The organism is Limosilactobacillus sp., assembly GCF_051873035.1.
Classification (GTDB): Bacteria; Bacillota; Bacilli; order Lactobacillales; family Lactobacillaceae; genus Limosilactobacillus.
Window position 1 is genome coordinate 19,454 of the sequence record NZ_JBJEEL010000045.1, and the last position, 23,143, is coordinate 42,596.

The 23,143-nt window shown below is 47.6% G+C and carries 23 protein-coding genes and 1 tRNA gene; 16 read left to right on the forward strand and 8 right to left on the reverse strand.

The features are described 5' to 3' along the window. Positions 1–39 precede the first annotated feature (39 nt). Positions 40–1,851: a DUF6933 domain-containing protein gene (locus ACI31H_RS04305; RefSeq protein ID WP_439770771.1), complete on the forward strand. Its 1,812-nt coding sequence runs from the start codon at positions 40–42 to the stop codon at positions 1,849–1,851. Positions 1,852–1,874: 23 nt separating this feature from the next. Beyond that, positions 1,875–2,861, forward strand: coding sequence for a zinc-binding dehydrogenase (locus ACI31H_RS04310; RefSeq protein WP_439770772.1), 987 nt, complete (start codon positions 1,875–1,877; stop codon positions 2,859–2,861). A 281-nt stretch (positions 2,862–3,142) separates the two neighbouring features. Here the strand turns inward: ACI31H_RS04310 and ACI31H_RS04315 are convergent, their stop codons facing one another. Further along, the gene (locus ACI31H_RS04315; RefSeq protein ID WP_439770773.1) at positions 3,143–4,234 is read right to left on the reverse strand and encodes an FRG domain-containing protein; all 1,092 of its coding nucleotides are present in this window, start codon (positions 4,232–4,234) and stop codon (positions 3,143–3,145) included. 447 nt (positions 4,235–4,681) lie between these two features. On the opposite strand from ACI31H_RS04315, the gene ACI31H_RS04320 reads away from it, so the two are divergent. The 6 genes from ACI31H_RS04320 to ACI31H_RS04345 all read left to right on the forward strand — a co-directional run bounded on the left by ACI31H_RS04320 (position 4,682) and on the right by ACI31H_RS04345 (position 9,705). Continuing rightward, positions 4,682–5,998 carry an MFS transporter gene (locus tag ACI31H_RS04320; protein ID WP_439770774.1) on the forward strand — a complete coding sequence of 439 codons (1,317 nt, stop codon included), beginning with the start codon at positions 4,682–4,684 and terminating at the stop codon, positions 5,996–5,998. A gap of 196 nt (positions 5,999–6,194) precedes the next feature. Next, positions 6,195–8,087, forward strand: coding sequence for a heavy metal translocating P-type ATPase (locus ACI31H_RS04325; protein WP_439770775.1), 1,893 nt, complete (start codon positions 6,195–6,197; stop codon positions 8,085–8,087). Between the two features lie 22 nt (positions 8,088–8,109). Continuing rightward, a complete protein-coding gene (locus ACI31H_RS04330) occupies positions 8,110–8,337 on the forward strand; it encodes a heavy-metal-associated domain-containing protein (protein ID WP_439770776.1) in 228 nt (75 codons plus the stop codon). Between the two features lie 5 nt (positions 8,338–8,342). Beyond that, positions 8,343–8,885: a DNA-binding protein gene (locus ACI31H_RS04335; RefSeq protein WP_439770777.1), complete on the forward strand. Its 543-nt coding sequence runs from the start codon at positions 8,343–8,345 to the stop codon at positions 8,883–8,885. Positions 8,886–8,910: 25 nt separating this feature from the next. Further along, positions 8,911–9,552, forward strand: coding sequence for a Crp/Fnr family transcriptional regulator (locus ACI31H_RS04340; protein WP_439770778.1), 642 nt, complete (start codon positions 8,911–8,913; stop codon positions 9,550–9,552). A gap of 80 nt (positions 9,553–9,632) precedes the next feature. Further along, positions 9,633–9,705: transfer RNA gene (locus tag ACI31H_RS04345), tRNA-Thr, on the forward strand. A gap of 143 nt (positions 9,706–9,848) precedes the next feature. Here the strand turns inward: ACI31H_RS04345 and ACI31H_RS04350 are convergent. From ACI31H_RS04350 to ACI31H_RS04360, 3 genes are all read right to left on the reverse strand, one after another. Continuing rightward, positions 9,849–10,589: an SDR family NAD(P)-dependent oxidoreductase gene (locus tag ACI31H_RS04350; RefSeq protein WP_439770779.1), complete on the reverse strand. Its 741-nt coding sequence runs from the start codon at positions 10,587–10,589 to the stop codon at positions 9,849–9,851. Positions 10,590–10,817: 228 nt separating this feature from the next. Beyond that, positions 10,818–11,090, reverse strand: coding sequence for a hypothetical protein (locus ACI31H_RS04355; protein WP_439770780.1), 273 nt, complete (start codon positions 11,088–11,090; stop codon positions 10,818–10,820). A gap of 61 nt (positions 11,091–11,151) precedes the next feature. Next, on the reverse strand, positions 11,152–12,051 hold the full coding sequence (locus tag ACI31H_RS04360; protein WP_439770781.1) for a LysR family transcriptional regulator: 900 nt from the start codon (positions 12,049–12,051) through the stop codon (positions 11,152–11,154). 131 nt (positions 12,052–12,182) lie between these two features. Between ACI31H_RS04360 and ACI31H_RS04365 the strand changes: the two genes are divergently transcribed. The 3 genes from ACI31H_RS04365 (at position 12,183) to ACI31H_RS04375 (ending at position 14,027) form a co-directional block, all read left to right on the forward strand. Next, positions 12,183–13,154, forward strand: a complete 972-nt coding sequence (locus tag ACI31H_RS04365; RefSeq protein ID WP_439770782.1) for an NAD(P)H-dependent flavin oxidoreductase — start codon at positions 12,183–12,185, stop codon at positions 13,152–13,154. Positions 13,155–13,194: 40 nt separating this feature from the next. Next, positions 13,195–13,419 carry a hypothetical protein gene (locus ACI31H_RS04370; RefSeq protein WP_439770783.1) on the forward strand — a complete coding sequence of 75 codons (225 nt, stop codon included), beginning with the start codon at positions 13,195–13,197 and terminating at the stop codon, positions 13,417–13,419. Between the two features lie 83 nt (positions 13,420–13,502). After that, positions 13,503–14,027, forward strand: a complete 525-nt coding sequence (locus ACI31H_RS04375; protein ID WP_439770784.1) for a GNAT family N-acetyltransferase — start codon at positions 13,503–13,505, stop codon at positions 14,025–14,027. 71 nt (positions 14,028–14,098) lie between these two features. Here the strand turns inward: ACI31H_RS04375 and ACI31H_RS04380 are convergent, their stop codons facing one another. Then, positions 14,099–14,770, reverse strand: a complete 672-nt coding sequence (locus ACI31H_RS04380; protein WP_439770785.1) for a hypothetical protein — start codon at positions 14,768–14,770, stop codon at positions 14,099–14,101. 276 nt (positions 14,771–15,046) lie between these two features. Here ACI31H_RS04380 and ACI31H_RS04385 point away from each other — a divergent pair, with 276 nt between their 5' ends. Together ACI31H_RS04385 and preA are read left to right on the forward strand one after the other, a co-directional pair. After that, positions 15,047–16,288, forward strand: coding sequence for an FAD-dependent oxidoreductase (locus tag ACI31H_RS04385; protein ID WP_439770786.1), 1,242 nt, complete (start codon positions 15,047–15,049; stop codon positions 16,286–16,288). Next, on the forward strand, positions 16,281–17,552 hold the full coding sequence (gene preA, locus ACI31H_RS04390; protein ID WP_439770787.1) for an NAD-dependent dihydropyrimidine dehydrogenase subunit PreA: 1,272 nt from the start codon (positions 16,281–16,283) through the stop codon (positions 17,550–17,552). Before ACI31H_RS04385 ends, preA begins: the two co-directional genes overlap by 8 nt. A gap of 99 nt (positions 17,553–17,651) precedes the next feature. Here preA and ACI31H_RS04395 read toward each other — a convergent pair whose 3' ends face one another. After that, the gene (locus ACI31H_RS04395) at positions 17,652–17,927 is read right to left on the reverse strand and encodes a hypothetical protein (RefSeq protein ID WP_439770788.1); all 276 of its coding nucleotides are present in this window, start codon (positions 17,925–17,927) and stop codon (positions 17,652–17,654) included. Positions 17,928–18,094: 167 nt separating this feature from the next. On the opposite strand from ACI31H_RS04395, the gene ACI31H_RS04400 reads away from it, so the two are divergent. Then, positions 18,095–18,304, forward strand: coding sequence for a hypothetical protein (locus tag ACI31H_RS04400; RefSeq protein ID WP_439770789.1), 210 nt, complete (start codon positions 18,095–18,097; stop codon positions 18,302–18,304). 131 nt (positions 18,305–18,435) lie between these two features. Here ACI31H_RS04400 and ACI31H_RS04405 read toward each other — a convergent pair whose 3' ends face one another. After that, positions 18,436–19,845, reverse strand: coding sequence for a Na+/H+ antiporter NhaC family protein (locus ACI31H_RS04405; RefSeq protein ID WP_439770790.1), 1,410 nt, complete (start codon positions 19,843–19,845; stop codon positions 18,436–18,438). A 448-nt stretch (positions 19,846–20,293) separates the two neighbouring features. On the opposite strand from ACI31H_RS04405, the gene ACI31H_RS04410 reads away from it, so the two are divergent. Further along, complete coding sequence (locus ACI31H_RS04410; RefSeq protein ID WP_439770791.1) at positions 20,294–20,533, forward strand: glutaredoxin family protein; 240 nt, start codon at positions 20,294–20,296, stop codon at positions 20,531–20,533. Here the strand turns inward: ACI31H_RS04410 and ACI31H_RS04415 are convergent. Continuing rightward, entirely contained in the window at positions 20,526–21,083 is a 558-nt protein-coding gene (locus ACI31H_RS04415) for a L,D-transpeptidase (RefSeq protein ID WP_439770792.1), read from the reverse strand. The genes ACI31H_RS04410 and ACI31H_RS04415 overlap by 8 nt on opposite strands. Positions 21,084–21,284: 201 nt before the next feature. On the opposite strand from ACI31H_RS04415, the gene ACI31H_RS04420 reads away from it, so the two are divergent. After that, a complete protein-coding gene (locus ACI31H_RS04420) occupies positions 21,285–22,697 on the forward strand; it encodes a DHA2 family efflux MFS transporter permease subunit (RefSeq protein ID WP_439770793.1) in 1,413 nt (470 codons plus the stop codon). Positions 22,698–23,143: the final 446 nt, after the last annotated feature.

The following is a 23,143-nucleotide window of genomic DNA, read 5'->3' on the forward strand; positions in this document are numbered from 1 at the left end:
CTTAAGTTAAAAAACGATTTCAACTTAAGGAGGTCGCCAATGTACATTAACGTTACCCAAAAAGCACGGCCAATGTTTCGTAGTTACCCATCAGTTGACGATCCTGATACGGCGAAGGCGCTGGCTCGTGCTAATCCACTTTATTCTTGGCATGCATCGTACTTTACTAGCCAACACCGGCGGGTAGTGGGCTTTATCAATGATGCCAGTGGACTGTTTATCGTTGTTCCTAACGTAACCGCCGCAGATTATCCGCACCTGCAAAAAAGTTTTGAAGAGCAGTTAACGCGGCAATTTCGTCAGCTGGGGATGACCCACCAGCAAGTTAACCAATACCTGCAGCGGGCTGGTCAATGGCAAATTAATAAGACGGTGGACCGTTCAATTGTCGGTAAGTTGACCACCAAGATGAGTTGGGCCAAGTCGTTGGTAGGAAGCTCAATGCCGCAAATGATAAGGGCACTACTAGGCATACAGGGGGCGGATTATTCGGCCACGACCTTTGCCAACCTTCCTACCTGGCAAAAGCCCACCCCAACTGCTACGCAAAGTCCGGCTCAAAAATTAAAACTGCAAAATGCTATCCAGCAGTTACGTTACATTAGTGAGCACAGCGATGAGCTATTAGCTAGTCCCCCATTCAACACACAAATTAATAAAATTCAGCAGCAAAGTGATGCCCTGATTGCTGCCTTTGTTGATGCTAACCGTTCTCAACTTAGTCCTAAAACCATCCGCCGCCACCGTGACCGCCTCACGCGCTACCTCAATTATTTGAGTGAAACGTTGGAAACCATTTTTAGTGCTGATGCCCTGGACCTGGAAGCAGCACTTTATGACGGCTATTCATTTAGTGAGATGCTCCAAACTAAAACGGCGTTAAAAAAGTTTTACCGATTTTTGGCGGATCAACGCCTAATTGGAGGGGATGAATGGTTAAGGATTAAGGAAAGACTGGCTGCAGAACTTCAAGATGGTGATCCGAACAAGGAACTAAACGAGGTGATGTCGTTTGTTAATAATTACCACACTAGCCTACCACGAGAGGCTGAAGAACTGCTGAAAAGCTATGGGGCCGCTTGTGCCAACTTGTACGGCCTAATCAGTTGCGACCAGCTATACCGAATCATGGCTCAGCAAAACCCGGATGTCGAATTGGTTCCCGGCCAGCTGATCGATTGGTTTGAGAAACATTTCAACCGGCAGCGGGATGACTTTGTGGTTAGCGATGTTATGGAAGTGCCATCAATTATCCACCCGACGGTCTACGATCAGCGGGTGGAGGAAAACCTACTATCCCGTCAGATCGGGATTCCCTATTACCTGCCCGCTAAGAATGAATTGTTAAAGTACCAGGATCCGGCTTACTTTGCGGATACGGGGCGGTTGAAAAAGTACCAAACGGCTCTGCATAAGTTTGTGGGGGTCCCGCAAGACCAGTTGGTAGGGTGGAGCAATATTGCCTGGCAGCGGCAGAATAAGTACTTCTTGCAAAAGGAGACGGACCTTTTGCATGACCTTAATGAGGAGATGAGTGACGCGGGATACGTTTGCCCGAGCCAGGAAAAGGTTGAAAAGTGGCTCTCGGCGCTCTTTGACCTATTAAATAACAACCGCTTGTGGATTAACCGCGGTCATACCCCTAATGAGGCCCGTCAGCTGGGCTCAATAATTGAGCCGCTGCGAAAAAGAAAACGCCTGTCGCCCAAGATGGTTAAGAATATTAAAGCCGCCCGCTTAGACCCAATGGATATCATGCTGGCTCTATCAATACTTGACGACTTCACGAAAAAACAAACAAAACAAATTGAAGATCAAGTAGCTGACCTACCGATTCTACGGTTGGATTAGTGAAGGATAAAGGAGTGTTACTCATGAAAGCCCTAGTAGTTGCGACACCAAATGATAAAACAATTGCTAACCTGAAAATTGCTGATGTTAAGATACCCAAACCAACTACGGGTCAGGTCCTGCTTAGAGTGCATGCTGTTGGACTAAACCCCGTTGACTACAAGGTAGTCGAAGGTGGGGTCCCTACTTGGCAATATCCTCATACGCTGGGCTTAGACGTGGCCGGAGAAATCGTGGCAATTGGGGATGGTGTTACCGGTTGGCAGGTTGGTGAACGGGTCTCGGGTCACGGTGACCTGACAAAGAATGGCTGCTTTGCGGAATATGTAGCAGTCCCGACTTATCAGTTAGCCCGGCTCCCAGAAAATGTTAGTTATGAAACTGCTGCCAGTCTACTTTGTGGGGGCCTTACTGCCTATACTGCAGTCGAGCGTAAGCCTAATCTTAAAAATGTACACACTATATTGGTGCATGCTGGTGCCGGTGGGGTTGGCAGTATTGCCATTCAGTTGGCTAAGCTACACGGTCTCCAAGTTTTCACAACGGTATCAACTGGTAAGATTGAATACGTCCGGAAACTACATCCGGCAGCAATTATCGATTACCAGCGTGAGGACGTCAGTGCCCGCCTGGATGAACTGACGAATGGTCGGGGCGTTGACCTGATTATCGATACGGTAGGAAAGGCGGAAGCTCAAAAAGACCTGACTCGCCTGACTTATAATGGTACGCTCGTGACCATCGTTGACGTTCCAGATATCGATGCAGCGGAGATGTTTAACCGGGGACTTAGCCTGGAGGTTGTTAATCTCGGTGGCGCTCACCTCAGCAATAATCTGGCTCAGAAGGCTGACTTAGGCCGGATGAACGCGGAACTACTACAATTAGTAGCTACGGGAAAAGTCGCACCATTGATTGAAAAGGTGATTTCATTTGACCAGCTTAAGAATGGCTTACAGGCGATTAAGGATCACCAGGTAGTTGGTAAACTGGTTGCTAAAATTGACTAATAAAATAAAGAGCTATTAACGTTGTGACCTTTGTGATCATCGTTAATAGCTCTTATTTGTTGGAGTGATCCTGGCGGTACTCGTTAACTCCTTGACCGGTCCAAATGCTGAAGGCCCGGATAAAGGATAGTAGCCTAGCAAAAAAGTAATCTCGTCTACGGACAGCTAGGTGTTGGTAGCTTTCTGGTAAGTGTTTCGCGGGTGTTACTGAGCTATTGTTGAAAACTGGTTTGCTCAGAGTCGTCGCTGTAAGGTACCTTTGCTTAACCCAGGGGGCAAATCTATAGGCCCAGGTACTTATCCTTAATCATTTCCGCCTTCTTAGCATGATCTTCGGGGTAGATGAAGCTATAGTCGATCCCCAGCTTAGCTAACTCGTCTAAGATTGGCCGCTTGTACTGGGCGGGGATGATGTACTTTTCCTTTTCATTGGGATTGTCAGGGTTATAGAGGCTAAGGATATCGATTGCCAGTTGCGCCCGGCGTTCAACTTCCTCATAGTCGATCTCGACGGATTGGTCATATTCGTCACCAATAAAGGGGACGAAGAGGAAGAGCCCCTGCTGGTTTTCCATCCGCCGGCTCATCCGTTTAATCGTCACAATCTTCGGGACGATTAATTCGAGCGGGTTCAGCTTATTGGCAAAGCTCGGGATATCCCGCTTAGCCTCTTCAAATAGCCGTAGGAAGGGGAGTGTCTGTAAATCGTGTTTGAATTCCGCAAAGTAGTTGGAGTCTTCCTCATCGAAGTAGTTAAGGTAGTCATTACTCCACAGACGGTGCTGCTGGGCGATGTAGCTATTGTCTAACTGGTAAAAGTTCTTGACGGTCTGGAAGAAGGAACTCTTGTCGGCCATTGACTGGCGGGCGAGGGATGATTCCAGCTGCATCTCGTTACTAAAGGCATTTTTCTTGAAGTAGTTATGGTTGGTGAGGCCGCTCTTGAAGTTATATTCGGCAATTAAGTTATGCCAGCCGCGCTGGTTAAGCATTTTGGCCAATTTGTCGCGGTTGGGCTGATCCTTATAGACGTAGACCTCGCCATTCCCTTGACCGCCCTTAACGGCAAAGAAGAGGGCGATCAGGGGATTAGTGCTGACGTCCAGTAAGCGGGTTGGCAGGTGGTAGTGTTCCATCAGCGCCATCCGTTCAAAATTAGTCCGGCACTTTTCAAATAGCTGGGGGTCGGTCATTAGGAAGTCATTAAACAGGTTATCCTCGTTATCTAATAATTTGCGACTTCGAAAGATCGCCGGGAGGGTATTGGAGAAGGCATCATCTTGCCCCCGGAAGTAGTAGTTGTGTTCCTTATTGTTAATTAATTTTTCAATTTCTTCAATGTAGTTCGAGACGGTATGGATGTTATGGATCATTTCACTAACCTGCCTTTGGAGAAGTTATGCGACACCTATTCTTAGCTAATCTTAAACTAGCCCTGGACAAAATTCTAGTAAACCTGCTTAGCCATAAAATTAAAATTTACTGTGATTTTACTATTGTTTTCTAATTTTCATCATGATATGATACTAACCATCAAGAAAAACGGAGGACAGTTAAATGCTTTTTACCACAAATGCACAAGTTACGATTATTATTATTCGGATCATTAGCTAGGTGATGCGGATAATTTAATGCTGTTCGCATCACCGTGATGGGGATGTGGACAGTGCAGTGGTAAAGACATTTCTGTCGGCCGGCTGACTGTTCAACAGTTAGCCGGCCTTTTTTATTTGGAAGGATGTGGGGAAATTGGAAAGTGAAATTATAACCAGCAATCGTGATGATCAACAGTAAATAAAAGAAATTGAGAGGTATAAATTATGGATAGTACAGTAACTAGCACCCCGACCAGTAAGCTGAATGTCAAACGGGACCCGGTTAGGACCGTGATCTTAGCATCGATGATGGGAACGGCAATTGAATTCTTCGACTTTTACGCTTACGGGACCGCGTCGGCTGCTTATTTCCCTAAGGTCTTCTTTCCCCAAATGACACCGTTATTAGCAACCCTGCTCAGTCTATTAACCTTTGGAGTAGCCTTTGTGGCCCGGCCAGTTGGTTCGTTCCTCTTTGGTCACTATGGTGATCGACTAGGACGGAAGAAAACCCTGGTAGTCTCACTCCTGGTAATGGGTGTGGCCACTGTCGCCATTGGCTTTATCCCTAGTTACCAGACCGTTGGTGTTTGGGGTGCCCTATTACTGTGCCTTTGCCGGTTTATCCAGGGAATCGGTCTTGGCGGTGAGTGGTCTGGAGCCGTACTGGTAGCCACGGAAAATGCTCCGGCCGGGAAGCGGGCCTTGTATGGTGCCTTTCCGGAAGTCGGGGCACCGATCGGCTTCTTCTTATGTAATGGCCTGTTCTTCTTCTTGGAGCGGGTATTAACGCCGGCCCAAATGATGAACTTTGGCTGGCGGGTTCCTTTCTGGTCGTCAGCGGTCCTGGTGGTAATCGGCCTCTATGTTCGCCGCCGTTTGCAAGAAACGCCACTGTTTAGGCTGGCCCAGGAACGAGACAACACAACTTCTTCACCGTTACGCGAAGTATTTAAGTCTAACTGGCGTGAAATCTTGAAGGGAACCTTCATCATGGGGGCAACCTATGCACTGTTCTTTACCCTAACCACCTGGTCATTATCATATGCGACAACGGCGCTGGGCTTTAGCTCTGCCGAATTCTTATTACTACTGATGGGGGCGATCGTTGAATTTGCTGTTCTGATCATGCTGACGTCGGTGTTGGCTGACCGGATTGGCCGTAAAAAGGTTCTGTTAACCGCTTCGGTAGCACTTGTGGTCTTCTCCTTGGTCTTCCCATATTTCCTTAGCGGACGGCATAACTTGGTCGGTGTTTTACTCTTCTTGGGGTTAGGCTTCTTAGTGATGGGAACCCTTTACGGCCCAGTGGGAGCAGTCTTGCCAGAACTCTTCCCAACCAAGGTTCGTTATTCTGGCGCCGGGATCACCTATAACCTGGCAGCAGTAGTGGGGGCGGCAGTAGCGCCGACAGTGACGACCTGGTTGATCGCCAATTATGGCCTGCACTCGGCTGGCTACTACATGTTGGCACTCTCAGTGCTGGCGGTGGTTTCCTGGTTACTGACCAAGGAAACGAAGGATGTCGACTACACTAAATAAATTATTAAGGGTATTGTCCCCGCAACATTAATCGGCCTCAAACATTCGGTTTTCCTGAATGTTTGAGGCCATTTGTGTACCGCGCCGTTGACTTTTTAACTATATAGCAGTCTGCTAATTTTTTAGAAACTTGATCACGGTCAAGTTAGTAACGGTGGTTCTTCCCTATACTGAGATGGTGAAGGAGGAGCTGCAGATGGTTAGAATTCAACAATTTTTTACAAAATACCGGCGACCGATTGTGGCCTTGACGACGCTTTTACTGTTGGTAGCAGAGGCGGCCCGGTTTGGCGGCCACAGCCTGTTGGCCTACCAGCTTGTTATGGCGCTGGCCGGCATTATTGGGTTGGTACCGATTTTATTGACGGCAATTTCGTCTTTACAGGTACGTCTAATTTCGATCGATGTTCTCGTTAGCATTGCCGTGATTGGGGCCTTCATTATCGGCGAATACAATGAGGCTGCAATCGTAACCTGGTTATTTATGCTGGGGGAGGTTTTAGAGGATGTAACCCTACAGAAAACCCGTTCGGCCGTTCAGCAACTAGCTGACATGGCCCCGCAGACGGCCCTAGTGGTGAATGATGATGGGACCACGAGCGTCGAGGACGTTGACTTTTTGGAAACCGGTACCCGGGTCCTGATTAAAACCGGCTCCCAGGTACCCGTGGATGGCAAAGTCGTTACGGGGTCGGCCCTAGTCAACGAGGCCAGTATTACCGGGGAGTCCCGCCTGGTTACCAAGCAAAGGGGTGCCGAAGTCTTTGCTGGGACCGTCTTGGAAAATGGAACGGTGACAGTAGAAACAACCGCGACGGGGGACGATACGACTTTTGGCCAGATTATTGAGCTAGTCGAGGAGGCCCAAGATTCGCAGACGAAGACCCAACGTTTTATCGACCGTTTTGCTAAGTATTACACCCCCTTGGTCCTAGTGGTGGCAGTGCTTGTCGGGATGATCACCCGGGACTTTCGGTTGGCGATTACCGTAATGGTACTGGGCTGTCCCGGGGCCCTAGTCATCGGGGTTCCCGCTTCAACGGTTGCGGGAATTGGTAATGGTGCCCGCCGCGGGATCCTGTTTAAGGGGTCGGATGTGATGGACCGCTTGCAACACGTTGATACAGTGGCCTTTGATAAGACCGGAACCCTGACCCAGGGTAAGCCAACGGTTGAGAAATTACTGGTCTTCAAAGGAGATCGGCAGATGATTATTGACCAGGCGGTAGCGATTGAAAACCAGTCTGACCACCCGTTAGCTCAGGCAATTACCGGCCTAGCAACCAAGCGGCAGTTAATTCCGGATAAGGTTGAGACGGTGAAGGGGCAGGGAGTCCGTGCCCGGCTGGGAGGCCAGGAATACCTGCTTGGTAACCAACAACTTATTAGTGAAATGGTTGATAGTAAACAACTTGATCAGGCAGTGGCCCGGCTTGCTAGTGAAGGCAACTCAACCGTAATTTTTGCCAGCGCCGACCACCGTGAGCTAGCTATCTTTGCGATTAAGGACCAACTCCGGCCGCAAACGGCTATCGCCTTACAACAATTGAAGCGACTAGGTGTAAAGCGGCTGGTGATGTTGACTGGCGATAACGTGGGTACGGCGAAGAAAATTGCTGCAGCTTTGCCGTTAGATGAGGTTCACGCCGCAATGCTACCCCAGGAGAAGGCCGCGTTTGTTGAAAGAGAACGTCAACGGGGGCACCGGGTGGCCTTTGTTGGCGACGGGATCAATGATAGTCCGGCCCTGTCGGCGGCTAACGTAGCGGTAGCGATAGGGTCAGGTACCGACGTTGCCATGGATGTCGCCGACCTGGTGCTGGTAAAGTCCGACCTGGCTAACCTGATGACCAGCTTTCAGCTGGCCAAGCAAACGATCCGGAATATGAACGAGAACATTGCAATTGCCCTGTTAACGGTTCTCCTGTTATTTGTCGGCCTGTTCGTGGGCGATATTGAGATGGCGTCGGGGATGCTGATTCACGAGCTAAGTATTTTGATCGTCATTTTAAATAGCATGCGGCTGATTAAATATTCACCTAAAGTTGACCATCGTCAATTTTTTAACCGACCGGCCAGCATAGAATAAATTATGTAAGGAAGTGTTGAAAATGGAAAAAGTAATGATGAAACTCGGTGGGTTAACCTGTCCGTCCTGCCTAACAAAAATTCAAAAGAGTGTGGAAAGTGTTGAAGGGACGGCCGATGTGAAGGTACTTTTTAACGCGGGCAAGGTCAAGTTTACGCTGGATCCGGCGGTCACCTCTTCTGACACGGTTCAGAAAAATATTGAAAAGATGGGCTATGCGGTGCAAGGTGTTGAGACAAAGGAGTTTTAATCATAATGACGAGTACGGAAAAATACGAACAAGAATTAAGACAAAGTGATATTGACCACCATACCCCGACTGCCGGGGCGATGACCGGTCATATTATCGCTAACCTCGTGATTCATTCGTTAAAGATTAGTCAGGCCAAGCTATTTGCCCAGGGCCCAGCCACCTTATTGTTAGCACAGTATGGTGACCGATGGATTGATTACGAACAGTCGACCTTTGCACTGTTAAACCGGTTATTGGTAAATAACGGTGAAAGCATTCCGACCACGACCGACCAGTTTAAGCAATTCACGATGTTAGAAGAAGACGGGGCCGCCAAGTACCAGTCGGGCGCAGAGCAACTATTTGCCCTGGTTAAGGACTTTGATACCCAAACCCTCTTCATTACGAAGGCAATTGAGTTGGCGAATAAGGAGAATTGGCCCGAACTGGCGGCACAGTTGAGCATCCTATTAGCGTGGATTAAGGGACAAATTGCCTTGGCCCAGCGCTTCTTAGGACATGACTTGCGGACGGGGTTGTATACTGAAGACGACGATGATTTTTAAAGACTAATTGGCGGAGGAGGATTTAATGGCAGAGGAACTTTGTGTTCGCTTAGTGCCGCTTTTTAACCAGCTAAACATCGACCGGCAGCGCCAGGTGGAGCGGTTAGTTCACCACCAGCACGTTACACGGGGGACCATCGTGGTTAGCCCGGCCAACAGTAACCGGCTGGTAATTGTTAAGCAGGGGAAGGGGCGCCTGTACCAGTTAAGTGCCGCGGGTGAAGAGCAGGTACAACGGGCCCTAAGTGTTGGTGACTACGTCGGTGAAACCTGGTTGCTAGGGGTAGAAAACAGTAATAGTTACGTTGAAATGACGAGTGATAGTGAGATCTGTATTTTAGACCGGGCCGACTTTACGCACCTGATCCAAACCCATAGTGATATTGCGCTGAAGCTCTTGGCGGGCCAAGCAACCACCATTGACGCCCTCCGCCGGCAAACCCAGTTGATGGGGTTGCCGAATATTGAAGAGCGGTTGGCGGCTTATTTAAACCAGCTGGTGGTTGAGCAAGGAAGTTCCGTAGTTACGTTACCGTTAAAGCTGAAGGACCTCTCTTCATACCTGGGAACGACACCAGAGACCCTTTCCCGTAAGTTAACCCAGCTGCAGAATAGTGGCCAAATTGACCGGTACCGGCACCGGATCAAGGTATTACGGCCCCGTTAGCTAAAAAATTGGTGAATTAATTTAAATTACCTCTTCCAATCCGGGACATGATCTGCTATACTAACTTTTGTTGGTTAAATGCTGACTTAGCTCAGTTGGCAGAGCACGTCATTAGTAATGATGAGGTCGGAGGTTCGAATCCTCTAGTCAGCATAATTAAAACTTCAAAAGCCTTCGGATCAGGTGCGATTAACACCGATCTGAAGGCTTTTTTAGTGTTTCAAAATAGGCCCGCTGAGGACGGATGAGACTCATTCGTTACTTAGCGGGCCCGTATTCGTTTGATATTAGTAAGGTTACATTGGCTGGCCGGTTGAAATTTCAAAACCAGCTGTTACCGGAATAGTTTCTCCGGTAATTGCACTAGCAGCGGGGCTGGCGACAAAGTAAATCGCCGCAGCAACCTCTTCGGGTTCGACAATCCGGTTCAGGGGACTGTTCTTGGCAAATTTCTGCTTATCCTGGTGGAATAGCGGCGTGTTAGTTGGTCCGGGAGCGACAACGTTTACCCGAATGTTGTTTTTACCATAGTCAATCGCCATTGCCCGGGTCATATTAATGATGGCCCCCTTTGCGGCGTTATAAGCAACCATGGCCCGGTCACCGGCCATCCCCGAGACGGACGAAATATTGATAATACTACCGTGGCCTTGCTTGATCATCGTGGGCACAAAGGCCTTGCTGACCAGGAAGGTCCCCTTAACGTCAACGGCAAAGATCTGGTCCCAGTCCTGTTCGCTGGTTTCATGCAGTTCACCGTGGATAACGATACCAGCATTGTTGACGAGGGCATCCACACTCTTAAACTTAGCCAGCGTTTCCTGTTTAACCCGCTCGACATCAGCGGCCTGACTGATGTCTGCCTGGATAAAGGCTACTTGTTTTGGCGAGTACTTTGCGGCTAATTGTTTTTCAACCTGCTGGCCCTTTTGCTCGTTCCGGCCGATGATAACGGCATTCCAACCGTGTGTAAGGAAAAGTTCGGCGGTGGCAAGACCAATCCCGGAAGTCCCGCCGGTAATAACAACTGTTTGCATAATCGTTCGTACCCCTTTCTATCTTTCCCTTAATTATGCCATTTTCCGTCGGACTTGGCTATGTAAGGATAAGCGAAGCAACCCCTTTAAAACTAAGGGGTTAAAGGTCAATAGCATAGTACACAAATAAGCCTCAGGCATTCGGAAAGCCGAATACTTGAGGTCTATTTGTACTAGCAGGGGCATGACTACGAAGTCGTAAACAACTTTTGCCCTGCTTCATTAGTATTATTGCCATTTCTCAATCCGCCGCCGGTTGATCCGGAAGCCCTTGACGGCCCAGTTAATCCACCGGGTAATAGTTTTCTTACCGAGGCTAAGCGGCCGTGAGATGGTTTCTTCAAAGGTATCCATATAGAGATTACCGTACTTATCTAAGTGGCCGAAGGGACGATGGTCGATTTTAAAGACGTAGGCGTCCTCCCCGTCTTTAACGGGATCCACTTCGACTTGGTCACCCTTCATCGTTGCTAGCAAAGCTTTCGTTGACATTGCTTTCATTGCCTACTCCCTCCTTTACCTCCATTGTAGGCGGAATAAGGGGGATAGTTAAATATTTGAGCTAGTTGCAATCAGCACTGGCAACAATCTGGGCTAGCTTTTGGGCAACCTGCTGAACAAGGGGGGTGGCAGCCTTGGAGACCGAGACGGTACTTTCAAACATTAGTTGCTCTTTGGCGATTCGCAGAAGCCGGTAATCCTTAGTCTGGCCTTGCAAAGTCGCCTTAATAAGATCTGGCCGGGCCACGGTAATTGCCCCTAATTCGACGGCTGTTAGGATTGCTAACCGCATATTTGGCACCTCGCAAATTGGGCGTAGGCTAACTCCTTGCTTCTCCCAAAAGCCGTTGATCCGCTGCTGGAGAAGAGATTCACGGGGGAGGGTAACCGCGGTAATTGGCTGGTCTTTCTTAAGTGCGGTGAGGTTAGCACCCCGATGAGCGCTCTTAGGGATGAGGATGGCTAACTCAGCTTGATTAACTTCGTGACAGTAAAACAGGGGACTATCAATCGTGGGACCCACTAAAATATCGACGTTTTGGGTTAGCAGGTCATCTTCTGTCGCGTTGGGGAGTTGGTTTAGGAGTCGAAAGGATAGCTGGGGAAATAGACGGTGGAGCTCGCCAGCAATCTTCGGCAGGGCCTTAGTTTCCAGTAGGGTCGACAGGGCAATGGTAATCGTTAGCTGCTGCCGCCGGCGAATGGTTTGTACGTTTTTATTTAGCTGGAGCTCATCATAACGGAGCCGCTCGAGACCATCGCGGACACTTTTCCCGGCCGGGGTAAGTGAAATTGGCGCCTGGGCCCGGTTGACTAGCTGCACCTGGTATTCCTGCTCGGCCTGCCGAATTACCTTACTGATATACGGCTGAGTGAAGTATAGGCGGTTAGCAACATCAGTTAGTGTTTTGGAATGCGGAATTGTTTCGAGAATCAATAATAATTTATCGTTTTTAATCATTTGCTGGCACTCCCTATTATTACTAAATGGTTATAATGGCCTGATTAATAGCTATTAGTTTATAACTAATATTAACACTATAATGAAGGCGGTAACAAGGTAACTGTCATTATAGAAAAGGAGTGTTAATTATGACTAATCGAGTATGTGAAGCTCTCGGAATTGAAAAGCCAATTATTCAGGGTGCGATGGCCTGGCTGACGGATGCCAAGCTGGTGGCCGCCGTTGGTGAAGCCGGTGGAATGGGGATCCTGGGCCCGAATGCCGGTCAAACCAGTAAGACAACCTCGGTTGATGAAACAATCGAGCGGATGCGCCAAGAAGTACGGAAGGTCCAGCGGCTAACTGATAAGCCGTTTGGGATTAACCTAATCCCACTGGATCCGGCCAAGGACCAATTTACTATGCCGATGATTAAGATGATGGCCGAGGAACACGTTCCGGCAGCCGCCTATGTTGGTGACCCTTATCCGGAATACTTTGAAGCACTGAAAAAGGCCCACATCAAGATCATTTTCCGCCAGCTGACCCCGACCGTTAAAGATGCTCAAACGGCTGAACAACTGGGGGCCGATGTAGTTGTTGCTACCGGTTTCGATGAGGGTGGAACGATGCCCCTCCGGTCGTTGGGAATGTTTTCAATTGTTCCCCTGTTAGCCGATGCCGTTTCAATTCCGGTATTAGCGGCCGGCGCGATTACGGATGCGCGGACCGCCCGGGCAGCAATTGATTTGGGGGCCGAAGGTGTTTACTGTGGTTCTATCTTTACAATTGCCAAAGAGTGCCGCATGGATGAAAAGATTAAGCAATACATTTTACGCTCAACTGGTGAAGACCTGCTCTTCTTTAACATTCCCCAAGTACCAATTTATTACCGGACCTTACCCGGTGGACTTACTAATAGTCTCATGAAGGCAATAAAGGACGGCACGCCAGTTGAACAATTGGCAAGTAAGGTTAGCCTGAGTGGTGTCCAAAAGGGGATGCTTCAAGGAGACCTCGATAATGGCTACATTACGATTGGTACTGGTATTGGTAATCTGAAAGAAGAACTTTCCGTTGCGCAAATCTTCGCGATTCTCATGAAAGGGATTACGGACTAGCCCTGGACCACCCGTGCTATTATTAGTACGAGGTGATTTTATGAATACGGATACCTTTCAAAGCTTGCAGGACTGGCTCCACGGCCGTCACTATGACATTAGCCAGCAGGGTGACCAACTAATTTTGACCCGGAATGGTAAAACGATGGCGGTAGTAACGCCACCGGACCGCTACCAGGTAAGCGCCGTTGATATGACCTTTAATGAGTGGGTAGAGTTTAACAAGTGCCTGCGCAACATTCGCCATTACCTATCGGCTAAGTAGTATAAGAAAGTTTCAAATTATGTTTCCGTGGTATCTTTTCGTGTTCCGGTTTGCTAAACTCTCCTTAGATTAGGAGGGATAGTGTGACACTAAGAACCCAACCAGTGACGCCGCGACTACCAGAATACCGGCAGGTTAAACAGCTGTATTACCGGGCGTTTCCCAAGTATGAGCAGGAGAGCTGGCGGCGCTTAATGTTCAAGCGTCTCTTTTGGCGGGCCGACTTCATCGCCTTTTATGACGAACAGCAATTAGTGGGCTTTACTTACCTGGTCCACCACCACGGGATCCACTACTTACTTTACTTGGCAGTCAATGACCAGGTACGCTCCCAGGGTTATGGTAGCCGGATCCTGCAGACGACTCGTCAGCGTTATCCGGGGGAAACCATCGTTTTAGATATTGAACAGCTGGATCCGGCGGCTGCTAATAACCAGCAGCGTCAGCGCCGGTTGAGCTTTTACCGTAGCAACGGCTTTGAGCTAACTGACCGTCTGACCCCGACTGCTGATGTCACCTACCAGATGCTCAGTAATACTAGTGAAGTTGACCATCGTAAGGTTGATGATATGTTTGCCTGGTTCAATGGGCGGACGTTTGGTAAATAGTTAGCCTATACTGATTTTAATAATAAAGGACCCGTGATTCTGTCAAAACGGCAGCACGGGTCCTTTATTTATTAATTATTGTTATCAAGGCTATCGCTGAAGTTATCATAAGCGGACTTGATATTCGGGTCCGGGTTAGAGGCTCCCCATTCGCCAAGTTCCCCTTCATTGTTATCCCCTTCATAGTGAAGACCACCGTTCGAATAGGATTTATGGAAGGTGTGGCCGGCGATGGTGACCGTATCGGGGTCGCCGGACTGGCCATTCCCTGAGTCCCCTTCCCCAGTGGCCGTATTCTTCTGGGTAGCCGCTTGGCTAGTGCTATTTTCAGCTGCCTGCGTGGTACCATCAGTCGAAGTAAGAATCTTTTTCAGCGTTGTCTTATCAGCCGCATATTGATGGGCTAAACGGGCCTTTTGGTAAGTATGGTGTGCCTGCTGTTGGTCGGTAACGGTCACTTGGTTGGCACTAACCTTAACGTTAACGGTCGTCCCGTTTGTCCCCATGGTATAGGTATTGCCATTGTTGGAAAGACTAAAATTAGCGACGTTTGCGAGCAAGTCAGCGGGCTTTTGCCGACTGTATTTTAGGTAAGCAAGTAATGCGTATTGCTGCTTACTGAAGTGGTGGCTTGCAGTCCGCGCTGCATGGATAGTCGCTGTTGGCACCGCGCTCGTCCCGGTACCTGATAGCAGGACGCCTAGTGAGCATAAAGCGGTTAGTGTGATGATTCCCTTTTTCATTAAAAAATCCCCCCAAAAATAAAAAGTGCTTGTCTAGTTTAGTGCTTTTGCCACTTGAATTCAATGCTACTACCACGTTTGTGAATGGATATTCCAATAGTTAATAAAGAAAATATTCCACTACGATATACTATTCTGACAATAATTAGAATAAAAAAGAATTTATACGGATAGCATTGCTTTTAATGCACGAAACCGCTAACATAGTAGTGTATCAAGTGATTTAATTCACGAAATTAGCGATTATGAAGTTGTAACCTAGAGGAGGCAATTTCAATGACTTCAAAATATGAAACTGAGGCAAAGGGCTACACAATGACGACCGTTATGCAAGAAGCAGCGCGTTGCCTATTATGTGAGGATGCACCGTGTTCTAAGGCCTGCCCAGCCCACACTAATCCGGCTAAGTTTATCCGGAGTGTTCGTTTCCGTAATGTAAAAGGGGCTGCCGAAACTATTCGGGAAAACAATGCCCTGGGGGCCATCTGTGCCCGGGTTTGCCCGACGGAACGTTACTGTGAAAGTGCATGTACGCGTGCCAAGATCGATGGCCCAATCGATATCGGTGGGATCCAACGCTACGTTACCGACATGGAACGGAAGGAAAACATGCAGATTCTCCACGCGGGTAAGCCAAATGGGATGAGCATTGCCATCATTGGTAGCGGCCCGGCCGGACTACAAGCCGCCACGACCCTCTTACAAAAGGGCTATGCCGTTGACATCTACGAAAAGAATGCCAAGGCCGGCGGTTACCTGACCTACGGGATCCCCGAATACCGTCTTCCAGAATCAATTGTTGAGTACGAAGTTAAACGGATTGTTAACCTGGGGGCCAACATCAAGTACAACACCGCCGTTGGTAAGGATATTTCGATGGACGACCTAAAGGCTAAGTACAATGCCGTTATCGTAGCCATCGGTGCTAGTGAAGCAAAGACGATTCCAATGTTTGAACACAACATTTGCACGGAGTCAGCCATCTCCTTCCTGGCCCGGGCTAAGGAAAGCAAGGGAAACCTTGATGACTTACCGGATAACGTCCTCGTTATCGGTGGTGGTGACGTGGCCATGGATGTGGTTACCACGTTGAAGAAGCTCGGTGTAACCCACGTTACTGACATGGTTTACGAAGAATTCTCTGAATTTAAAGCTTCCAAGAAGGAACTTGAAGGGGCCCAACGCGAAGGGGTTACCATTGTTGACGGCTACGTCCCAACTGACGTACGCGAAAACAAGGTTACCTTTAAGCACCGTAAGATTGACAGTGAAATGACCATTACCGCCGACAAGATCATCTTAGCCGTTGGTCAAAAGGTCAATGCTGATGGCCTCGACATCGACATCCAACATAACGAAATTCCATTCCGGGAGGCCCGCTTCCACACCAAGGATCCCAAGGTCTTTGCTACTGGCGATATCGTAGACGGCGATAAGACCGTTGTTTACGCCGTGCAAAAGGGTAAGGAAGTTGCCGAAGAAATTGATCGTGTGTTAGGAGGACAAGACAATGATTAATAAGGATCTGTCAATTGACTTTTTAGGGGTTCACTTTGAAAACCCGTTTTGCTTGTCATCTTCACCAGTTGGCAACTGTTATGAAATGTGTAAGAATGCCTACGACGCTGGCTGGGGTGGGATTGTCTATAAGACCCTGTCACCGGACCACTTCGTTATCGATGAAGTTTCACCACGGTTTGCCCAACTAAGCAAGGAAGATACTCCATTTATTGGCTTTAAGAACATGGAACAGCTGGCTGAACACCCGATGGCCCAAGACCTAGCCGATATGCGGCGCTTAAAGAAGGAGTACCCGAATAAGGTGCTGATCGCTTCTATCATGGGGGAAACGCCGCAGGACTGGACGGACCTAGCCAAGTTGGTAACTGAGGCCGGGGCTGACATGATTGAATTAAACTTCTCTTGCCCACAGATGACCTCACATACCATGGGTTCAGATGTCGGTACTAACCCTGAATTATGTAAAAAGAACTGTGCCGCAGTTAAGAAGGGGACGGACCTGCCGGTACTAGCTAAGATGACACCTAACATTACCACCATGGTTCCGGTTGTTAAGGCCTGCCTTGAAGGGGGAGCCGACGGTATTTCTTCGATCAATACCGTTAAGTCCATTACCGACATTGACCTTGATAACAAGGTCGCCCTGCCTAACATCAATGGTAAGTCGGCTGTTTCCGGTCTTTCTGGTAAGGCGGTTAAGCCAATTGCCCTCCGGTTCTTGCAGCAAATCCGGTCAGCAGCTGGCCTAGAACAATTACCAGTGTCCGGGATCGGTGGTATTGAAACCTGGGAAGATGCGGCTGAGTTTATCCTACTCGGGGCCTCGACCTTGCAGGTAACCACCGCTATCATGCAGTACGGTTACCGGATCATTGATGACTTAACCAATGGTCTGATGCACTACATGGATGAACAAGGCGTTGACCACTTAAAGGACTTGGTTGGCCTGGCTAACCAAAAGATTGTGCCAACTAATAAGCTGGACCGGGACTACGTTGTTTACCCAAAGATTGACTGGGATAAGTGCATTGGCTGTGGCCGTTGCTTTATCTCCTGCCAAGATGGTGCCCACCAGGCAATGGGCTGGGATGATGAAAAACGGCTCCCAACCTTTGACCAGAGTAAGTGTGTCGGCTGTCAACTTTGTGCGCTAGTTTGTCCAGTCGGGGCAATCAAGCTCGGTATTAAAAAGATGAAGCCGGGACGAAAGGGCGATCCGAATGCCGTTCACGCGGAATCCTTCCAAATTACCGGCCTATAATGAAAGTACTGCTAAGTAATAAATAAGCATACTAAAAGACTCCGTACGGGTGATCACCCACACGGAGTCTTTTAAAGTTAAGTTGTTTATACCAGGTAATTATCCTTGGTAGATGCCTTGTGATTCACCAGTTAACGTGATCTTGTCCAAACCATTATTGAGGATGTAGTGGTCGGCATTGACTTTTTCTAGCCGGTAACCGGCCTTGCTAAAGGCATCAGCTAGGTTGGCCATAAACTTTTGCCCCGCCGCCGTCGTTTGGTAGATCATGTGGTCTAGGTACATCGGACGATCAGTACTTTGCCGTACCAGGGTGATCAGGTAAACTTGTTCATCGGTCTTATTGATATTTTGTGTATCTTGCATTAATGACATATGAATTTCCCCTCTCATGGATCTAACTTCATTATATTTCATTTGGCTGGCTTTGCCACGGCTTTTGAATCCTTTTCTCAAAGAAAGCGTTTTATCGAAAAATTTTTAAAATTAAACGCCCACTTTAGAAAAAAAGACTATAATAGATAGTGAAAGGAAGCATAATCATGAAGATTGATGAAGATGCTCTTAAGAACTTCCAGAACTCGAAGTTCAATTTTGTTGATGCAAAGGGTAACGATGTTGACTTTAGTAACTTGAGCGACGACGTAAAGTACACGTTGCGCGACGGTGACGCCATTGTGCAAGACGACATGTCCGTTAAGGATGTCGTTGACACCATCAATGATGAATATGGTGCAGAGTTAAATGTCTAACTCATCAATGTTAGTATTTGTTCCTTGAAAGGCGCGCGCGGTAATTGTTCCGTGAGCGTCTTTAATTTTTTAAAATAAAACGCGCAGCAATGGTCTTAGTAACCCTTGTCGCGCGTTTTATATCTTTGATACTATGCCGCTACCTTAGCTGCTTGCTGGTCGGGCTTTAGGAAAAAGCCCACAGCGACTGCCAAAATGGTAACGATGAATGGGAAGAAGGCCCAGGGGATGAACCGGAGCGGGTTAATTTGCAGGGCACCCGCAATGAAGACCCCGGAAACACTCCACGGGACAATGGCGTTAACCGCGGCCCCGGCATCATTAAGGATCCGGGCCATGAACCGCCGCTTCAGTCCAAGTTGGTCAAAGGACTTAATGAAGGATTGTCCAGGGAGAATGATTGCCAGGTAGTGTTCACCGACAATTAGGTTAACCCCGATACAGGTAATGGCAGTTGCTAAGGAGAGCCGGCCAGGAGTTCTAACAATTCCGGAGAGGTGCTCAATAATTGTGTTGATGATGTTGAACTTGATTAACAAACCACCTAATGCCAGGGCAAAGACGATGAGGGCAAGCGAAGTAAGCATGCTGGCAATACCACCCTTAGATAATAGGGTGTCGATGGTCTTGTCACCGGTGTGGGAAACGTAGCCCATCATGATGGTCTTAGTAATTGTCGTAATGCTCGTTGCCGGAGCATGGATCCAACCGAGGAAGGCGGCAAATAGGGAACCGAGCCCTAGTGATGGGATTGCCGGTACTTGTAGAATTGCCAGAACAATCAACAGGACAACGGGGAGAAGCGCCCAGCCAGAAACCCAGAAGCCGTTGGCCAGGCCACTCATCATGTGGTGGACGGCACTAAGACTGACGTGTTGCGAGTTTAAGCCCAGGACAGTGTACAGGACAAGGCAAAGGGCCCAGGCTGGCAAATCAGTAATCAGAAGAGAACGGATGTGTTCGTAAATGCTAATGTGACTTACACTAGCTGCTAGGTTAGTAGTCCCAGACAGGGGCGAAATATTGGAACCACAGAAGGCTCCGGAGACGATTACCCCGGCCGTTAAACCAGGATTGATCTTCAAAGTGGCCCCAATCCCGATAAAGGCAATTCCCATTGTGGAAACGGTCGTGAAGGAACTACCACAGGCTACTCCAACCAGGGTACAGACAACGAAGACCGTTGGTAAAAAGAACTGGACGGAGATAATCTTAAAACCAAAGTACATGATGGTGGGAATGGTTCCAGAGAAAATCCAAGTAGCGATCAGCACCCCGATGGAGAGGAAGATCACCAGCGGGTCAACCCCAGCCCGCAGGCCACTTCGCATTCCTTCCATTACGGTGTCCCATTTGAATCCCCGGATTTTACCGTAAACGGCGAGAACGGTAAAGGCAATAAACAGCGGCGCCTGGGGTTCCTGCTTTTCAAAGATGATTAAGTATCCCAGAATGCAAAGGATGACAATTAAAACGACGAGACTTTCACCGAAGCCGAGAACCGGTTCGGCCTTATCAGAAGATTTCTTAAAAACACTCATTATCTTTCACTCCCTAATAGATAAACAAAAAGCACCAACTAACAGTGAGACATTGCTCAACCTAGTTGGTGCTTCATTATTTCGGAAAAATAATTGCTCAGCAAAAATACTGGCACCTTTACTAGATTGACACCTAGCAAAGGGCATATCAAATACAGCTCTGCTTAGGTGCGAACGTCCCTGTCCGCACCAGCCGTGGCACAGACATTTAGTCTAGATAAGCATTGCCGTAATAATACACTACACTAGTATTTAATCGTTGTTGAGTCATTATCATTCTTTCCTTTCCGTTGATGTTGGTATTATTAAAACATTCTCATTTTAATTTGTCAATCTCTAATTTTAAATTAATGTCAGAGCGAGCCGGCTTTTAGTGGGTATTTTAGTGGGTATATAATGAAGAAACCAAATTAATATGACGAAAAAAGATGATAACAAGGAGGCTACCATGAAAGAAGTACGTATCTTTACTAAGCAATTTTGCCCGGGCTGTCGGATGACGGAGCAACTAATGACTCAGGAAGGGATCGACTACCAGGAAGTGGATGTTACTAATGATCATCAGGCGCTAACCGCCTTACGGGAACTAGGCTATGCCAGTTTACCGGTAGTAGTTGTTGACGATCACGGAACGGTGACTGGGTGGACCGGCTTTCGTCCTGACAAAATTAAGCAGTTAGCTAATTAGTGACGACAACCTTAGTGCCTTCTGGGACGGAGCCGGCCAGCCACTTGGCATCAGGCACGGATAGGCAGACGCAACCGGGGGAACTGGGCTTTTTACCGAGCTTTTGGGCCTCACCTTTAATGTAGTGGTGGTTAGGATCGGTGACGACGGTATGGAAGAGGTAGTTGCCATTCCAGGCGACATAATAGTTGGCACCTAGTTTTAAATTAGGGTTATAAACCCAGTCGCCACGGGCCCCGTGGATCGTATAGGTGCCAGTAGGGGTAACGCTTTTAGTCGTATGGCTGGTGGGGTCTTTCTGGAGTTTTCCGGCCGAACTGTACATTGTATAGATACATTTTTGACCACTATAGACATAGGTGCGGTTATGCTTGAGCCGTACTTTGATCCACAGGTTGGGGGTCTTTTGCAGGTCCGGGTACGCGATGGTTTCTGACGATTGCTGCCAGTCGATTGGTGTTCGCATGTGGCTAGCATGTCCCGCTGGTGTCAGTATTAGTGAACCAACGATAATTAGCATTACTGTTACGACCTTGATTAATTTATCCATCAATCTAGTTACTCCTTAAAAGACATTATGATTATTATAGTCTTTTCTAAATTAGTAGTGCAGACACCTGATAACTTAATTTTCTTAAGTTTAAACATTAATATTCCTAAGAATAATCAAAAAAACTTACGAAATAAATATCACTCTGGTAAAGTAACCACTTGTGTAAAAAAAGAAAATTGATTGAAGGAGTGTTGATGTATGGATGAAATGCCACAAGCCCGGCAGCAAGTCCGCCACCCGAAATTAGCGATGGTTAGTATGCTGCTGGGAGCCTTTGTGGGGATGTTCAGTGAAACATCATTAAATATTGCTTTGCCTAAGTTAATGGCGGCACTGCAGGTTAATACGGCCACGGTTCAATGGCTGGTAACAGGGTACATGCTAGTAATTGGGATCGTGTTACCCTTATCGAGTTTGATTTCGAAGTGGTTTACGACCAGGCAGATTATTACCTTTGCCTTAGCGGCCTTTATCGTTGGTGCAATTATTTCAGCAATGGCCAATGGCTTTATGGTGGTCCTAATCGGACGGATGATTCAAGGGATTGGAACCGGGTTGATACTACCATTGATGTTTGCCGTAGTCATGCAGATCTTCCCGCCGCAAAAGATCGGTGCGGTGATGGGTGTTTGTGCGTTAGTGATTATGTTTGCACCCGCCATCGGGCCTACCCTGACCGGTTTAATCCTGGCCAAGTTGTCCTGGCGGTGGATCTTCTGGCTATTTGTCCCGTTCCTACTAATTGCGTTGGTATTTGCCCTGACCTCGTTGGAAAATGTTGGTGAACGGACGCGGCCACACGTGGACGTACTCTCAATTTTAGAATCAGCAATCGGGTGTTCCGGATTAGTAATCGGTGCGTCACTTTCAAGCCGTGATGGCTGGCTATCGGCACCGGTATTGGTAGCACTAGTAATCGGGATCGTTGTATTAGCCCTGTACATTCACCGGCAGTTAAACTTGGCAGAACCGATTTTAAATTTACGGGTCTTTGCTAATCGGTCCTTTGCAATTGGTGCTTGTTTAGTGATGCTCGACTTTGGAATTATCTTATCGGCAATGTACTTACTACCGATGTACATTCAAAATGGTTTGTTACTGCCAGTTGCCTTAACGGGGATTATTATGTTGCCTGGTGGGGTAATTAACGCGTTAACGTCTGCAGTGGCTGGACGGTTGTATGATAATGTTGGTGCCAAGAAACCGGCAATGTGTGGTTTCTTGATTGCGCTGGTGGGTGCCGTAATGCTAGCACTAGCCACACCACATTCTTCAATCGCCTATATCATTGCTGCCCACGTCATTTTGATGATTGGCTGCCCGCTGGCAATGTCCCCATCACAGACTAGTGCGTTAAATTCACTACCGGGGATGCAGTCCGGTGACGGGAGCACGATATTAAACACGATGCAGCAAATTATCGGTGCGCTGGCCACGGCCTTAGCAACCAGCTTTTTGGAACTTGGTCGTCAGGCGGGTACTGGTTCAATGGCCGCTCGGTTTACTAATGGTGCCCACTATGGCTTTTACTTTACGATTGTTTTAGTAGTGATTGGCTTTGTCCTAACACTATTGATGCAGGATAAAAGTAAGAGCAGCGATTTAGAATAAATTAAAAATAACCCTTGCATTTTGCAAGACTTTAAAGTAAAGTAGATAACTGTTGTCTCATCAATAGTTATCTGCTTTTTTGTTTGTTAATTTCACAATCAATCAAAGCAACTTTCTGAACAGCTAGTTTTAATAACTAGGTGTATGAGAAATGGCTTTTTAACTTGATAGCCTGACTGCGGGTTGACAGTTCAATTGGTGGTACTTATAGGACGCCATTGAGTTGCTCATAAAAAAGTTAAAAAAGTTGTTGACGGGAAGTTGATGTGATGATATTATGAATAAGCTGACTTGTTGATGACGAGTTAATAATTAATTAAAAATAGTTATTGACTTATTCAAACAAGTTTGATATAATAATTGATGTTGATTGGCTGCTTAGCCAGTTGCATGGTAGACCTTTGAAAACTGAACAAAGTTTCGACGAATCAAATGTGTAGGGTCTT

Bases quoted from the DNA above. Each gene is read 5' to 3' on its own strand.
- ACI31H_RS04365 (WP_439770782.1), top strand. From the start codon at position 12,183: ATGACTAATCGAGTATGTGAAGCTCTCGGAATTGAAAAGCCAATTATT.
- ACI31H_RS04355 (WP_439770780.1), bottom strand. From the start codon at position 11,090: ATGAAAGCAATGTCAACGAAAGCTTTGCTAGCAACGATGAAGGGTGAC.
- ACI31H_RS04320 (WP_439770774.1), top strand. From the start codon at position 4,682: ATGGATAGTACAGTAACTAGCACCCCGACCAGTAAGCTGAATGTCAAA.
- ACI31H_RS04350 (WP_439770779.1), bottom strand. From the start codon at position 10,589: ATGCAAACAGTTGTTATTACCGGCGGGACTTCCGGGATTGGTCTTGCC.
- preA (WP_439770787.1), top strand. From the start codon at position 16,281: ATGATTAATAAGGATCTGTCAATTGACTTTTTAGGGGTTCACTTTGAA.
- ACI31H_RS04385 (WP_439770786.1), top strand. From the start codon at position 15,047: ATGACTTCAAAATATGAAACTGAGGCAAAGGGCTACACAATGACGACC.
- ACI31H_RS04340 (WP_439770778.1), top strand. From the start codon at position 8,911: ATGGCAGAGGAACTTTGTGTTCGCTTAGTGCCGCTTTTTAACCAGCTA.
- ACI31H_RS04415 (WP_439770792.1), bottom strand. From the start codon at position 21,083: ATGGATAAATTAATCAAGGTCGTAACAGTAATGCTAATTATCGTTGGT.
- ACI31H_RS04420 (WP_439770793.1), top strand. From the start codon at position 21,285: ATGGATGAAATGCCACAAGCCCGGCAGCAAGTCCGCCACCCGAAATTA.
- ACI31H_RS04410 (WP_439770791.1), top strand. From the start codon at position 20,294: ATGAAAGAAGTACGTATCTTTACTAAGCAATTTTGCCCGGGCTGTCGG.
- ACI31H_RS04335 (WP_439770777.1), top strand. From the start codon at position 8,343: ATGACGAGTACGGAAAAATACGAACAAGAATTAAGACAAAGTGATATT.
- ACI31H_RS04310 (WP_439770772.1), top strand. From the start codon at position 1,875: ATGAAAGCCCTAGTAGTTGCGACACCAAATGATAAAACAATTGCTAAC.
- ACI31H_RS04405 (WP_439770790.1), bottom strand. From the start codon at position 19,845: ATGAGTGTTTTTAAGAAATCTTCTGATAAGGCCGAACCGGTTCTCGGC.
- ACI31H_RS04395 (WP_439770788.1), bottom strand. From the start codon at position 17,927: ATGTCATTAATGCAAGATACACAAAATATCAATAAGACCGATGAACAA.
- ACI31H_RS04400 (WP_439770789.1), top strand. From the start codon at position 18,095: ATGAAGATTGATGAAGATGCTCTTAAGAACTTCCAGAACTCGAAGTTC.
- ACI31H_RS04305 (WP_439770771.1), top strand. From the start codon at position 40: ATGTACATTAACGTTACCCAAAAAGCACGGCCAATGTTTCGTAGTTAC.
- ACI31H_RS04360 (WP_439770781.1), bottom strand. From the start codon at position 12,051: ATGATTAAAAACGATAAATTATTATTGATTCTCGAAACAATTCCGCAT.
- ACI31H_RS04370 (WP_439770783.1), top strand. From the start codon at position 13,195: ATGAATACGGATACCTTTCAAAGCTTGCAGGACTGGCTCCACGGCCGT.
- ACI31H_RS04380 (WP_439770785.1), bottom strand. From the start codon at position 14,770: ATGAAAAAGGGAATCATCACACTAACCGCTTTATGCTCACTAGGCGTC.
- ACI31H_RS04315 (WP_439770773.1), bottom strand. From the start codon at position 4,234: ATGATCCATAACATCCATACCGTCTCGAACTACATTGAAGAAATTGAA.
- ACI31H_RS04330 (WP_439770776.1), top strand. From the start codon at position 8,110: ATGGAAAAAGTAATGATGAAACTCGGTGGGTTAACCTGTCCGTCCTGC.
- ACI31H_RS04325 (WP_439770775.1), top strand. From the start codon at position 6,195: ATGGTTAGAATTCAACAATTTTTTACAAAATACCGGCGACCGATTGTG.